Origin of the sequence: Psychrobacter sp. Ps1 (assembly GCF_022129425.1) — a bacterium.
Lineage (GTDB): Bacteria > Pseudomonadota > Gammaproteobacteria > Pseudomonadales > Moraxellaceae > Psychrobacter.
Map to the genome: position 1 here is coordinate 33,223 of NZ_JADQAN010000001.1, position 13,755 is coordinate 46,977.

A 13,755-nucleotide genomic window follows, 5' to 3' on the forward strand; every position below is an offset into this window, starting at 1 on the left:
GCTACCGAGCGCCACTTCTAAAAAAGTATTTGGGTAACATCCAAGCCAATATAAAACCGATGAGAGGTAGCGCCATTTGCATAATGGCATAGACAGCACTGGTGCGCCTACTGGCTCCATTCGCCAGTGTCACTGCTTCCGTCGTAATAGTGGCAATACGTCCGCCGCCCGCCAATAGAGTTGGCAAATACTGACCAAAGCTGATCGCTAGACCGAGTGCTATAGCAATCAAAATAGGGGCAAATAACTGCGGCAGCTTTATCTGTAAAAAGACCTTGATAGGGGCAGCACCAAGGCTTGCGGCCACATGAGCGAAACGTGAGTCTAAGCGTCGATAACTACTGGCCAATGATAAAAACACGTACGGTAGCACGAATAAAAGATGGGCAAACGCCACATTAAAAAATTCTGATTGATGATTGGCCAACTGCTGTAACCATACTAAGCCGAATAGAAACGCGATACTTGGTACCAGTAGCGGTAAGTAAATAATAAAACTGGTGAAGTGTGACAGTGGTTTAGCACTCAGTTGCTCAGCTTCCAAGCATAGCAAAGTCAGAAAAACAGCAAAGGCAGTACTGACGGCCCCAATGCTAAGCGTATTGACCAATGGTGTGCTCATTTGGGTAAAGGCACTTTGGAAGTGTAGTAGCATGAATTGCTCTGGTAGCACCGCTGGAAACCGCCAAAATCCTGCAAATGCCCATAATACAAGGCCAGCGAGTGACATGAGCATAAAGCCAATCACACCTACGGTAAGTATAGCGGTGACTTTTTGCCAGATAGTATCTGCATAATGACGTTTGCCATTGACTGACGAAACACTAAATATTGCCTTGATAGTTTTTTCGCCGCCCAGCCAAAAGCCGACTAAACCTGCTGTCAATACGAGTTGTAATAATGCGCCTGCTGATGCCTTGATACGCAATGTCAGGTCAACATCGTTAAACCATTGTATGATAGAGACGGCAAGCGTTGGCGGTGTGTTAGGGCCCAATATCAACGGCATCTCAACGCTCGCACTAGCATAGGCCAACACGGCCAAAATCGGTAAACGTAGAAAAGGATATAACAGGGGCAAGACCGCCTTAAAAAAAGCAGTAATTGGGTAATAACCTAAATTGAGCGCAACGGTATATTGTTGACGCAGTTTTTTGCCAAGTTCAGGCTGAGCAAGCGCGCCCAGTGCCATTAATAATAAAAACGGCAGCTCCTTTAATGTTAAACCCAAGATGATACTGATACCGTATGGATCATGTGGAAACATACCATCGGGTGCCATCTCCCAACCAGTTAGCCACGGGGAGATGAGCCGTGCAAACATGCCTGACGGCGCAATCAAAAATCCAACGGCAATAGTTGCAGCTGCATGAGGAATGACCAAGATAGGGCTTAGTAAGTGCTCAATACGCTGCAACCAAACACTATTAAAAAACGCAGCTAATATCATCAGTGCAATCACAAAAGCAAGCAGGGTGCTGATAAGTCCCGTAGCGAGACTTAATGCAGCCATTTGCGTGATGCCAGGCGTTTGCCAAAGATCTATAAACCCTTGCAGGTTTAAGGTTGTTTTTTCTAGGGCAGGGACCCAGCTCAGGGCAGGCAGCAGTACACAGATGAGGCCACAGAGTACCGGCAGTATTAGTATGAGAATTAAGAGTTTGGGACTAAAGGACACGATACGCGTAAACAGGTCTGTTTTCTCAAGCGTAACAGGTTTAGGGCCGTCACCTTTTTTCGTAATTTCATCAAGACCTTGGCTCATGGACGCACCCCATAACGTGCTTGCCAGCCTTGCTGGATGGCCTCTACCCAACTTGGATGTGGCTCGCTTACCGTGCGTTTGACACTATCAAAGGGCAGGGCGCTTGGATGGGGCTGCTTGGTTTTGAATAATGCTTGTTGTGCAGGGCTAAGTGTAGATTGAACCAGTACGCTTTTATCACCCCATACCGAAGGGGTTTGTTTTTTTGCTTGGGCTTCTGGGCTCATCAAAAAGTTGGCTACCAATTGCGCTGCTTGAGGATGGCTAGCGTTATAAGGAATAGCGACAAAATGAGTATTGCTTAAGCTGCCGTCACTCATGGCATAGCTGCGAATGCTCTGGGGTAAGTCATAGCGCTGCACGGCCGCAGGAACTTCTGGTGCCGAAAAGGTAAACGCGAGACTCAGCTCAGTATCATCGACCAAGCGCCGCATCTGCGCACCTGTCTGCACGAACTGCTCGCCATTACGCCATAAGGTCGGATGAAAGTTATCCAAAAACGCCCATAGCGGATCTAATACGAGCGCGGTGTTTTCTTCGGTGGCAGGCAAGTTGAGTTGTGCGCTAATATTCTTACCCGTTTGAGCATCTTGTTGTTCATGTAGCATGACTAGAATGTACTTTAAGAAGCTCATACCCAAAAAATCAGGCGGTTTGGGGTAGCTAAAGCGGCCAGGGTTTTGTGCTGTCCAAGCGGTCAACTCATTTAGAGTCGTTGGCGGTTTACTGGTTGATAAGCTGTCGTAATAAAACGTCAGAGAGGCTTGTCCCCAGGGTGCTTCCATACCATCGGTTGGCACACCAAAATCGAAGTTTACGGTTGGATTGTTTTCTGGGTCAGTCAGTGAAAAATTCGGCAGTTTGTTTGCCCATTGTTTGAGTAACAATGAGTTCTCACTCATGGTGGCAAAGTTAGCACCATTGATCCAGACCAAATCAACACTGCCTTGATCGTCATTATGAGCGGATTTTTCTGCGAGTACCCGACTGACTGCTTCACTAGTGTCACTCAATTTGACATGAACTAAGTTGATATTGTATTTATCATCGACTTGATCGGCGACCCATTGTAGATAGGCGTTAATCTGTGGATCACCGCCCCATGCATAGAAGTAGACGTCTTGATTGCTGCCTTGGGCTTCTATCTGCTGCCAAGGTGACAAGTCTTGGTTAATATTGGCAGTAGTTTGCGATGCTGTGCTTGCTGATATACCAATACAAATGCTCATCACCATAGCGTAGGTGCTATATCGCGTAAGACGTTTGAGCATCGGTAAAGCGGTAATAACGCGCATTCAAGTTTCCGTTATGATTTAAATGTTAGTAAAGCTGGTAAAGATTTCATAGCCTGCCATGTCAAACCAAACAGATACCACAAAATCTGAACCAGCTTTGTTCGGCTTTTTTTAGAGCTTTGCTACCAGTCGCATCATTTAACGATGCCTACCAGCAAACTGCTATTAACTAACCGCGACGCCAAGTATGGTATTTCTCCAACCAACTCAATACGGTCTCAGGGGCGTGAGCACGTTTCCACTCACCAGCGGCATATTTGTTGCCTTCTGCCCAAGTAGGGTAGCTATGAATGGTGCCCAATATTTTATTAAGACCCAGACCGTGTTTCATGGCCAGTACAAACTCAGCGATTAGGTCGCCTGCATGTTCAGAAACTATCGTAACGCCCAATATTTTGTCTTTGCCTTTTGGCGTAATGACTTTGATAAAGCCTTTAGCCGCGCTATCCGTAATGGCGCGATCGAGCTCTTCAAACTCAAAACGAGTAATCTCGTAATCGATGCCTTTATCAATGGCTTCTTGCTCGTTGATACCGACACGAGCGACTTCTGGGTCGATAAACGTAACCCACGGAATGACGCGATAATCTACTTTAAACTTTTTCAGATTGCCAAATAAACCATTCACTGCGGCATACCAGCCTTGATGAGCTGCGACATGAGTAAACTGGTATGGGCCAACGATATCGCCTGCGGCAAAAATATTGGGATATAACGTCTCGAGATATTCATTGGTTACGATAGTGCGATTGGTTTCGATACCTAGCGCCTCTAAACCATAACCTTCAAGGCGTGCGCTACGACCGACGGCACAAAGTAGCTCATCATACTCGATATCGATTTCTGTTTCATTGTGTTTGACGATAATGTATTTTTTGCCATCACGTATCTCGCAGCGCATTGCTTGATGTGAGGTCAAAATATTAACACCGCTATCAGTGAGCGACTGATGAGCAAAGGTAGAGACTTCAAGGTCTTCTTTACCCATAATGCGATCGCTCATTTCAATTTGCGTCACATTAGAACCTAGTCGAGCAAAGCTTTGCGCAAGCTCGCTACCGATTGGACCACCGCCTAGTACTACTAGCTTCTTCGGGGCTTCTTCTAGCTCAGCAAACTTAGTCCATAGCGTGTCACTGGTTACGTAACCTGTTTCTTCTATACCTGGCAGAGGTGGTACAAATGGACGAGCGCCAGTGGCAATGACAATGGTGCGCGCTGTTAGGGTCTGCATGCCGCCGTCATTTAGCTGGATCTCTACTGTCCACGGGTCAACTAATTTGGCATAGCCTTTGACCACATCGACGCCCAGATTGGTATAACGCTCAACGCTATCGTGCGGTGCGATATCAGCCACTACTTGCTGTACGCGTGCCATCACTTTTTTGAACGAAAACTGCGGTACAGTATTCTCTAGACCGTAGTTTTCCCCATGACGAATTTGATCAGCGATTTTTGCACTTTTGATGATGGCCTTACTAGGTACACAGCCATAATTGAGACAATCACCGCCCATTTCACCTGCTTCAATAAGCGTAACTTTTGCTTTTACTGCTGCGGCAATATAGCTTGTAACCAATCCACCAGCGCCTGCGCCAATCACAATCATATTGCGATCGAACTTTTTAGGTTTGGTGTAGTTTTTATAAACACGGCGTTTTTTAAACATATTCAACACTCCTTTTGCTATTAATGGGAAGAAACCTAATAACGCAAACGAGACAATTAAGTTGAAAGATAAAATACCCGATAAGCTGTCTATCTGTGCCAGCTGTGTCCCTGCATTGACAAAGACAAACGTTCCAGCCAGCATACCGATTTGACTGACCCAGTAGTAAGTCCATGTTTTAATAGACGTTACACCCATCAATAGGTTAATCAAAAAGAATGGAAATATAGGTACCAGACGTAAGGTAAATAAATAAAATCCACCTTCTTTTTCGACGCCTGCATCAATAGCTGCCAACCGCTCAGGAAAGCGCTGTTTGATGGTGTCACGCAGTAAATATCGCGATGCCAAGAAGGCAATGGTAGCACCAATACTCGATGCAAATGAAGCAACGAGTAAGCCCTGAACCAAACCAAATAGTGCACCAGCGGCTAGCGTCAAAATCGCAGCGCCTGGTAAGGAGAGGGCAGTAACGACAACATATAGTAAGAAAAACCCACCGATAATCAATAGCGGTGACTGCGCTTTGTATTCATTAAATTGCGCCATCGACCCTTTTAAGCCATCAAGCGTCAATAATTGATTTATGTCAAAATAAAAAAAGCTTGCCGCTAATATCAATATTAATAGTATTAAAAATATTCTTTTAATCATGGAAAATCCGGCCAAATAAGGGAGCGAAGGCTAAAATCGTAGTTATTACTCAAACTGTAGAATACTCATCATCTGAATAACTAAACTTAAGTAACTATATTTGAGTAACGTGGCGATCAAATCGAATTGTCTGAATCGCCTAACTACGATAAAAAAATGAAGTCGGCAGTCTTGATAGTATATACATTATGTCTTATTGGCTGACATTTATACGACTGAAGCAATAAGCACTGCTGCCAACAGTTATACTGGAGACGTATTTTTACCCAATGTTAGGGCGTCATAGTCTCTCATTAGGTATAGCGCCAAACAGGCTGCCAACATCGGCCATGCGGCAAAAAATAACAAGTTATCAAAAGGTGTTAGGTAAAGACTAAAGGAGGCAAATGTAGAGGCAGCATGTAGCAATAAGATGATGCCGTATGTCCATTTTTTGAATAAACCCATGACAAACGAGAAGATAAGAATAATTTGCAAGCTACCAATCAGGTAAACAATAGTGATGCCCAAGTTTTCTAGTGCATAGAATTTAGCAAACACATTGGCGGCATGCTCAGGATTTACGAATTTATCGAGTGTCCAGAAGAAGAATACGATGAAAACACCAAGGCGAAGAAACAATAGTGAGAGTGGCAAATGTTTTGGCATGGATTATCTCTTTTTGAGAAAAAGTAAAAGTGAATTGGAACAAATTAAGCAAATAAAACGGGCACGATAGCACCGAACTATCAGGTAACAAACAAAGGTAAAATATGAACAATGTTGAGTGATTACTCAAAAATAAACAAAGTATTACCACAAAATGTACTAAAAACGCATTGTAGTAGTTATTGAATAACTGTTCAAGTTGATTATATCCATATTCTGGCAATTAGAGCGCTAGGTTACTTTCTTTAACCAAACCAGCAATGTTAGGTTAAAGAAGCCCGATTTGTGTACGTTTGATTGAGTCTATCGACACATTTAACGTTTATTTATCTTGCGCTATAAAAATTTGCCTAACCTGTCTAAATGCAAAAAGCCCTTTATAGAACGTAAATTCTATAAAGGGCTCTTGATTGAAGGCTTATAACACTATAGTAAAGCTAACAGCAGTAAAACAACTCTCTACCACATCAAATCATCTGGAATCACATAAGCGGCATACGGATCGTCTTCTGCCAATGCTTCTTCGGCAGTATCGTTGGACACAACCATAAAGCCTTCCATTTTTGAATCGATACGGTCAGCCAATGGACGAGGTAATAGCGCGTAGCTTTCTTCCAAGCGTGCGATAACCACGTGACCAGCCACGATTTGATCGTAGAGTTTCTGAGTGATAGCGATTTTCTTTACCTTGGACTCATCGACAAACTGATAGCTGATCTCACCTTCTGTCTCAGTAATTTGATGCTGCTTAATCATTTGGACGATATTGGCCTTTAATGCTTTTTCTTCCAATACGCGCTGTTTTTCTTGATTAAGCTTTTGATCCTTTTCTAGCTTTTGAGCTTGCGCCTCTGCCAACGCTTTTTTTGCTTCGACGCTTTCTGAGTCACCAGTACGCTTGGCATGTTGCGTTTGTTTGCTGATTTTTTTGGCCTTTTTGCTATCAACCAATCCAGCCTTTAATAATTGAGCCTGTAGGGCATTTTTTGCCATAATCCAATCACCTAAATAACGATACCGAAATCATAAATGCTAAAAAATACATTGTAGCAAACTTTGCTAGCGCATGTGGTCAGACGATGATAAGACTTTGTATATAGCTAGGTATCAGTCTGCGGTGAGCCATGCATGATGCTGTCAGTAACAAATTGCAATTATTGCAAAAGGGTCGCACACATCGCTGGATGAAGCCGTGTAAATTGGTTATTATCAAATGAAGAGGTAAATGTACTTTATAAGATAATTTTTAAAAGATAACTATTATGAAGTAAACGAAACATAGCCCGGTCAGAGAACATAAGCCAAAGAGCATAAGCTAAAGAGTATAAAACAGAGAACATAAACCAAAGAGCATAGCTTGGTCAGAACTAACAAGCTGTATAGGATTAAATAATTAAATTTAAGGACAGATTATGACAACATCACAGCACATTTTGGCCTGTATTGACGGCTCGGCAGTGACTGAATCGGTTTGTGACTATGCAGCGTGGTATGCCAGTAAACTAAACGTACCTGTTGGATTATTGCACGTCAGTGACATACCAGCATCGACCAGACGGGATTTATCAGGTGCTATAGGCATAAATAGCCGTCAGTTTTTATTAGAAGAGTTGTCCCAGTTGGATGAGCAAAGAGCAAAAGTCGTCAACAGCTATAGCAACGCGTTGGTACAAGATGCAAAAAGCCACATTCAAAGCAGTTTCGCTGATGTCAATGTTCGCGTTTATCAACGCCACGGCAAACTGCTTCCTAGTATTGAGCATTTCAAAGAAGAAAATCGTGCGATTGTGATGGGACGCCGCGGAGAGGATCATAAGAACAGTCGGATCAATATTGGTAGTCAGATCGAGACGGTCGCTCGTGGGTCAGATATTCCTATATTGATTTGCTCAGAAAAATTTGAAGAGCCAAGCTCCTATATGATTGCCTTTGACGGTAGCAAGACCTCTATTAAAGCGGCACGAATGGTGTCAAAAAGTCCACTATTAAAAGGTCTAAAAGGCCATATCGTGATGGTAGGCAATCATAACGACGCCGCCAAGCAAAGTATGAGCGCCGCCGCCGCACAGTTAGAAGATGCTGGGTTTGTCGTTGAAGCACATCATTTATCTGCTTCTGATGCGGTGGACGGATTGTTAAAGTTTCAGGTAGAGAACAATGTCGACATTATAGTCGTAGGTGCGTACGGACATTCGAAATGGCAGCAATTGTTTCTCGGTAGTACAACGACAGAAATTATCGCTAGCACGTTATCACCGGTCATTCTAGTGCGGTAACAACTTCGTATATTTGTGTTTATCGTCTAGGGCGTGTCCTCAGTTTTATATTGTGGGTACGCCCTAATCATTTAATACCTTTGGAATACTTTATGCTAATTAATGCAGATTTTTCACAACGTGCTTCACTGACCCCTGAAGCACATCAATGGATTAAGTCACCACAAAATGGTGTGGAGCGTGTCATGCTTGATCGTGTAGGCGCGGAGAAGGCTCGCGCTACCAGTCTTGTGCGTTACGCGCCAAACTCTTACTTTCCGCATCATCTACATCCAGGCGGCGAAGAGATTTTAGTATTATCAGGCACTTTTTCTGCAGATGACACTCATTATCCAGCAGGTTGGTATCTACGTAATCCGCCGACTTCAGGCCATAAGCCTTATAGTGACGAAGGTGCTGTCATTTTCGTCAAGTTGCGGCAAATGTCGTCTGACGAAACGCAGCATGTGGCTATCAACACTTATAAAGATGCTAATTGGCAGCAACAAGGCAACCGTACTGTCTGCCCGCTTTTTTCCGATGGGGTAGAGCACGTTAGTCTACAGCGTATCGATGCAGGCGAGTTATTATTCACTGAGACAGTTCATGGCGGTGCAGAAATATTAGTTATAGCAGGCAAGCTAATAGAAGGTGAGCAGGTATATCAGCAGGATAGTTGGATACGCCTACCGATAGATGCAAATGTACAAATAAAGGCAGGAGCAGAGGGCGCAACAATATATCTAAAAACTGGACATGTTAATCATGTCATCGGTTTAGAGGTTGAAGAGGTTTGAATGACTTCGTTATTAATAGCTAGTTATTGAAACATACATCATCCAAAACTTTGGCACGTCAACTTTTCAGTCATGAGGTGCCAAATTATCTGTATTAGAACTTAGTACACTATGAGAAATTCTTATCTATATATGAGTATCTTTAGGTAAAAGTATCAAAGATCACTTGTTTTGATAGTATCTTTACTCTCAAAGTCAGCCAGCATCTCTGTGATAAGTTGATCCTTTTGATGCCATATTTGCTCTACCCAATCAAACATCTGCGCTTTTATCGCTTCATCTGTTTCATAGCCGCCGTTTTTGATCTCAGTAAACAGGTCTTTGGGTATCTCAATATGTCGCACATCGACGCCTAGACGTTTGATATTGCCTTTCCATAGATCACTATAAGTTGGCACACCGTCAGGGTAGACAATCGTCATGTCCAAAATCCCATCGATCTCTTCCCCCAAGGCACTCATAGCCAGTGACAACCCGCCAGCGCGTGGCTTAAGTAAATGCGTATACGGGGATTCTTGTTTATCATGTTTACTAGGAGTGAAGCGAGTTCCTTCTAGATAGTTCAATAGTGTAAAAGGCTTATCTTTAAGCAATGCACACGCTCGTTTCGCTTCTTCGATATCCTTACCCTTTAGAGCAGGGTTTTTAGCGATGGCTTCTTTAGAATGTCGACGCATCATAGGAAAGTCGAGAAAGTAGAAAGCTTGACCAATGACAGGGATGTATATGAGCTCAAACTTGGTAAAAAAGCGCGTCAATGGCAAACGTTTTTCGCTGATATATTGCACGATACTGGTATCAACCCATGATTGATGATTGCTCACCAGTAGATACTTACCGTTGGTATGCACATCATCAGGCAGATTAATGCGCCAATCTTTGCGCGGTAATACGTTATCGATCAATGCATTGTTGCTATTGATCCAATAGTTCGTCACATCGATAACGGCTTTGTCAGCGATGGCAGCACCGGTGATAGCCTTGGTAGCACCCATGACCCAGACAGGTAGACCAGCTAACATACTATTAAAAGTGATAACGCTGGTTGCTGTCGTCAGTGAGGCAGCTTTGCCCAATTTTGGAGCGCGTTCATGTAATTTTTGAACGATTGATTTCAATCGCATATCGAATCCTTTTACTCATACCTATGATGAGATATTGATAATGTTGCTGCATGATTTTAGCAGAAATTAATCTCAGTGTACGAGTGTTAACAACAAATAATAAACAGCATTGATAAATCAAAATGTACAATCGTATTGAGATTTAGCCGAAACGAGAGACAAATCAAACCATAAAAACAGTCTGTTTTATCTATAAAAATAAACCGATAAAAAAAGAAATACAGATTACTTAAAGGGTAAGTGTCTATGGTGATATTTCGAGCTCAAATATAGCCCTTATATGCTGGCTAGTCTATGAGTTTCGTCTAGAACCTCTTTTTATAGATTAACAGTACTACTCACACATTAGTACTGAGCAAAGATTAATGAAGTTAAATATTTTGATAGCAGTTAAGTTATCAATAAACAAAAAAAAGGGCATATCAAGAATTATCTCGATACGCCCGCTATAATCTAACCAATGAAATTTGATTAGCTAAATAATCGAGTGAATCAACACTCTATATCTACTATATCAATTAGCCGTGCATACCACGGATAGGGTAATTGTTTTCTGGGTTTCTAACAAAAGCTAAACCGTTTGCCAAGGCTTCAAGATCTGGTCTAGAGAACGGTGCGTTTGAGATATCAACAATATGCACTTTTCCTTCAGCATTGATAACGAACACAGCAGGCTCAGCGAAAGGATGGTCGGTTTCTTTCTCTGAACGTGGGTCAGAGATATATAGACCTAGCGTATTCATCTGTTCGATAGTCAGACCATAAGCCATAGGGAAGCTAACATCTATTTGATCTAGATGACCTTCTAACTGCTCTTTGCTGTCTGCAGATACTGCGATGATATCGACACCGACGTCATAGAAAGACTGTTTTACTGTCTCTAAGGTATTTAGATATTTTGTGCAAATTGGGCAGTGCTTACCACGGTATACAACAACCAGTTTCCAGTCATGACCGTTTTCAGGTTTGCCTAACGAAGTCATTTCACTGTTTAATACTTGTACTTCCATTTTAGGAAACGTAGTACCGGCTTGAATTTTTTGAGCATAATCTGTTGACATAGTTCTTATCCTTTTTAATAGTGTTTTTATAGTCGGTTCTTATTTAACAGCCTTACATTAGCGGTCTTAAGTACAGAAGTATTGGATGTTTACAGTAGTCCCAAGTAGTAACAGGAAAAGTTAACATTACCTTTAAAGTCGATTAATTAGACTACTTAAGTAAGCTAGTAAGTCATAGACAAAGCGTCTATTTTTTTGCTTCTTCAGTTGTCTGAGCATCTACTTTATCTTGAGTTTTTAACTCAAAATCTGAGGCGTCATGACGTTCGTGTAATTGCTCAGCAGGTTCACCCCAAGTGCGGTTTACCTTGCGACCACGTTGCACAGCAGGACGCTCTAAAATCTCAGTTGCCCAGCGACGTACATTTGGATAGCTCTCAACTTGTAGGAACTCTCCTGCATTATATGCTTCGCCTAGTATTAGATTGCCATACCAAGGCCAAGTGGCGATATCTGCAATCGTATACTCATCGCCACCTAAATAGCGATTTTCTGCAAGCTCACGTTCTAGTACATCTAACTGTCGCTTTACTTCCATTGTGAATCGATTGATAGGGTACTCAAACTTTTCGGGCGCATAAAAATAAAAATGTCCAAAACCGCCACCTAAGTAAGGAGCAGAGCCTTGTAACCAAAAGAGCCAATTCATCACTTCAGTGCGTGCTGCTGCATCTTTAGGGAGTAGTTTTCCGAATTTTTCAGCTAAATAAAACAAAATAGCGCCACTCTCAAACACACGGCTACCAGTTTCTGTATCCAAAAGTACAGGAATTTTTGAGTTTGGATTTAGCTCCACGAAACCTGATGAGAACTGTCCGCCTTCACCAATTTGAATAAGGTGCGCGTCGTACTCAGCTTCTGTTACACCCAACGCCAATAATTCTTCGACCATAATGGTGACTTTTTGACCGTTAGGGGTGCCCATTGAGTAGATCTGCAACGGATGTTTGCCGCGAGGTAGTTCTGCTTCATGCGTTGGGCCAGCGATAGGGCGGTTGACACTTGCCCACTTACCGCCACTTTCTGCATCCCATGTCCAGACGCTGGGTGGCTCGTAATGATTAGAGTTTGACATAATGATGATACCTTTTTATATACTGTGCTCAGTAGGGTGTAATTGGTAAGTCAGATCCAGTTTATTGTTTTTATTCTGGCATGTCTGCTAGTTGCTTTAAGATGTTTTTGTAGTTTTCTGCACCTTGCGCGCCACTCACCAGATGCCGACCATTAAAGATAACAGATGGTACGCTTTGAACACCTTGCTGCTTTGAATGCTGTACGGCTTCACGTATCACATTGGCAAAGCGTTGATCTGCGATAACGGCGAGTGCTTCATTACGATCTAGTCCAATATCTGCTGCGACATCTGCCAGTACGGTACTGTCAGCCACGTTTTTATTATCAACGAAGTGTGCAACGAATAATGCTTGTTTTAGGTCGTGCATACGTCCTTGCTGATCAGCCCAATGCAGCAACTGATGCGCATTAAAAGTATTGTAGGTACGGAAATCATCGGTAAACTGAAAATTAAATCCAGCTTCTGCACCTGCTGCTGTCATTCTAGCTCGGCTCTCTTTAACGTCTTCAGCAGTTGTACCGTACTTCTCCATAATATGCTCACGATAGTTTCGTCCTCCGTGCGGCGTATTAGGATTTAGTTCAAATGGATGCCAATGAATCTCATGCGGCGTGTTGGTTTGTTTTAATGCCTCGGCCAATTGACTATAACCGATAGCGCACCAAGGGCATACAATGTCTGACACGATGTCTATTTGTAAGGGTTTTTTTACCTGTTCCATAGGATCTCTCATTAGCGATGAATTAAAATGAAAAACTGCTGCCCGAAGATGTTTCGAACAACAGCATGAAAACATCAAATAGACTGTGTCAGCGTTAGCTGAAAAACGTATTAGTCAGCTTTATGCCATTCAAACTTCTGGAATGGTTTGTCGACTGGTGTGTTAGCTATGTGGTTCGTGTAGTTGCTCATTACTTTTTGAGCAGCACCAAGGATAACTTCAAGAATCTGACGCTTAGTGTAACCTGCATCTAAAAACGCTTGAACCGCGCTGTCATCAACGTTACCACGATTACGGACTACAGATAGTGTGAAGGTACGCAATGCTTCCAGTTTTTCAGTTGGTAGTGGCGTTTCATCACGTAATGCATCAGTGATAGCGTCATCTACTTTCATGCTCTTAGCAATACCAGTATGCGCAGGCACACAGTAATGGCAAGCATGCTCAACGTTGATAGTTTGCCATACAACAGTGGTCTCTTCATCATCAAAGCTACTGTCTAAAAACAGTTGATGTAGCTGTTGATAGCCTTCAAGCAAACCAGGCGCTTCAGCCATCACAGCGTGTAGGTTAGGTACCATACCAAATGCTTTGATAGAAGAATCAAGTAAGTCTTTGCTTTCTGCTGGGGCTGTGTCTTTATCGTGTAGAGTAAATTCGGTCATAATATAATTCCTGATAATAGGTT

12 protein-coding genes are annotated in these 13,755 nt (G+C 42.7%); 2 read left to right on the plus strand and 10 right to left on the minus strand.

What is annotated here, in order from left to right:
• Window position 1: 1 nt before the first annotated feature.
• The 5 genes from I3249_RS00165 to I3249_RS00185 form a co-directional block, all read right to left on the minus strand.
• Window positions 2-1,765, minus strand: a complete 1,764-nt coding sequence (locus tag I3249_RS00165) for an ABC transporter permease subunit (RefSeq protein WP_238067975.1) — start codon at window positions 1,763-1,765, stop codon at window positions 2-4.
• Window positions 1,762-3,060: an ABC transporter substrate-binding protein gene (locus I3249_RS00170; RefSeq protein ID WP_238067976.1), complete on the minus strand. Its 1,299-nt coding sequence runs from the start codon at window positions 3,058-3,060 to the stop codon at window positions 1,762-1,764. The genes I3249_RS00165 and I3249_RS00170 overlap by 4 nt, the downstream gene beginning before the upstream one ends.
• Before the next feature lie 169 nt (window positions 3,061-3,229).
• Window positions 3,230-5,278: a bifunctional TVP38/TMEM64 family protein/FAD-dependent oxidoreductase gene (locus tag I3249_RS00175; RefSeq protein WP_238067977.1), complete on the minus strand. Its 2,049-nt coding sequence runs from the start codon at window positions 5,276-5,278 to the stop codon at window positions 3,230-3,232.
• Between the two features lie 348 nt (window positions 5,279-5,626).
• Window positions 5,627-6,031 (minus strand): hypothetical protein, encoded by a 405-nt coding sequence (locus tag I3249_RS00180; RefSeq protein WP_238067978.1) that lies wholly within the window; start codon window positions 6,029-6,031, stop codon window positions 5,627-5,629.
• Between the two features lie 459 nt (window positions 6,032-6,490).
• Complete coding sequence (locus I3249_RS00185) at window positions 6,491-7,024, minus strand: DUF2058 domain-containing protein (protein ID WP_114700184.1); 534 nt, start codon at window positions 7,022-7,024, stop codon at window positions 6,491-6,493.
• 419 nt (window positions 7,025-7,443) lie between these two features.
• Between I3249_RS00185 and I3249_RS00190 the strand changes: the two genes are divergently transcribed.
• A complete protein-coding gene (locus I3249_RS00190; protein WP_238067979.1) occupies window positions 7,444-8,307 on the plus strand; it encodes a universal stress protein in 864 nt (287 codons plus the stop codon).
• A 92-nt stretch (window positions 8,308-8,399) separates the two neighbouring features.
• Window positions 8,400-9,083: a cupin domain-containing protein gene (locus tag I3249_RS00195; RefSeq protein ID WP_238067980.1), complete on the plus strand. Its 684-nt coding sequence runs from the start codon at window positions 8,400-8,402 to the stop codon at window positions 9,081-9,083.
• A gap of 155 nt (window positions 9,084-9,238) precedes the next feature.
• Here the strand turns inward: I3249_RS00195 and I3249_RS00200 are convergent, their stop codons facing one another.
• The 5 genes from I3249_RS00200 to I3249_RS00220 all read right to left on the minus strand — a co-directional run bounded on the left by I3249_RS00200 (window position 9,239) and on the right by I3249_RS00220 (window position 13,732).
• Window positions 9,239-10,207 carry an acyltransferase gene (locus I3249_RS00200; RefSeq protein WP_238067981.1) on the minus strand — a complete coding sequence of 323 codons (969 nt, stop codon included), beginning with the start codon at window positions 10,205-10,207 and terminating at the stop codon, window positions 9,239-9,241.
• 518 nt (window positions 10,208-10,725) lie between these two features.
• Window positions 10,726-11,268, minus strand: coding sequence for a redoxin domain-containing protein (locus I3249_RS00205; RefSeq protein WP_057760581.1), 543 nt, complete (start codon window positions 11,266-11,268; stop codon window positions 10,726-10,728).
• Between the two features lie 187 nt (window positions 11,269-11,455).
• Window positions 11,456-12,343, minus strand: a complete 888-nt coding sequence (gene yghU / locus I3249_RS00210; RefSeq protein WP_238067982.1) for a glutathione-dependent disulfide-bond oxidoreductase — start codon at window positions 12,341-12,343, stop codon at window positions 11,456-11,458.
• A gap of 70 nt (window positions 12,344-12,413) precedes the next feature.
• A complete protein-coding gene (locus I3249_RS00215) occupies window positions 12,414-13,067 on the minus strand; it encodes a DsbA family oxidoreductase (RefSeq protein WP_238067983.1) in 654 nt (217 codons plus the stop codon).
• Between the two features lie 110 nt (window positions 13,068-13,177).
• Window positions 13,178-13,732, minus strand: coding sequence for a carboxymuconolactone decarboxylase family protein (locus I3249_RS00220; RefSeq protein ID WP_238067984.1), 555 nt, complete (start codon window positions 13,730-13,732; stop codon window positions 13,178-13,180).
• Between the last annotated feature and the right edge of the window lie 23 nt (window positions 13,733-13,755).

What these genes read in the sequence shown, in the direction of transcription:
- I3249_RS00165 (WP_238067975.1), bottom strand. Translation starts at nt 1,765, where the DNA reads ATGAGCCAAGGTCTTGATGAAATTACGAAAAAAGGTGACGGCCCTAAA.
- I3249_RS00170 (WP_238067976.1), bottom strand. Translation starts at nt 3,060, where the DNA reads ATGCGCGTTATTACCGCTTTACCGATGCTCAAACGTCTTACGCGATAT.
- I3249_RS00175 (WP_238067977.1), bottom strand. Translation starts at nt 5,278, where the DNA reads ATGGCGCAATTTAATGAATACAAAGCGCAGTCACCGCTATTGATTATC.
- I3249_RS00180 (WP_238067978.1), bottom strand. Translation starts at nt 6,031, where the DNA reads ATGCCAAAACATTTGCCACTCTCACTATTGTTTCTTCGCCTTGGTGTT.
- I3249_RS00185 (WP_114700184.1), bottom strand. Translation starts at nt 7,024, where the DNA reads ATGGCAAAAAATGCCCTACAGGCTCAATTATTAAAGGCTGGATTGGTT.
- I3249_RS00190 (WP_238067979.1), top strand. Translation starts at nt 7,444, where the DNA reads ATGACAACATCACAGCACATTTTGGCCTGTATTGACGGCTCGGCAGTG.
- I3249_RS00195 (WP_238067980.1), top strand. Translation starts at nt 8,400, where the DNA reads ATGCTAATTAATGCAGATTTTTCACAACGTGCTTCACTGACCCCTGAA.
- I3249_RS00200 (WP_238067981.1), bottom strand. Translation starts at nt 10,207, where the DNA reads ATGCGATTGAAATCAATCGTTCAAAAATTACATGAACGCGCTCCAAAA.
- I3249_RS00205 (WP_057760581.1), bottom strand. Translation starts at nt 11,268, where the DNA reads ATGTCAACAGATTATGCTCAAAAAATTCAAGCCGGTACTACGTTTCCT.
- yghU (WP_238067982.1), bottom strand. Translation starts at nt 12,343, where the DNA reads ATGTCAAACTCTAATCATTACGAGCCACCCAGCGTCTGGACATGGGAT.
- I3249_RS00215 (WP_238067983.1), bottom strand. Translation starts at nt 13,067, where the DNA reads ATGGAACAGGTAAAAAAACCCTTACAAATAGACATCGTGTCAGACATT.
- I3249_RS00220 (WP_238067984.1), bottom strand. Translation starts at nt 13,732, where the DNA reads ATGACCGAATTTACTCTACACGATAAAGACACAGCCCCAGCAGAAAGC.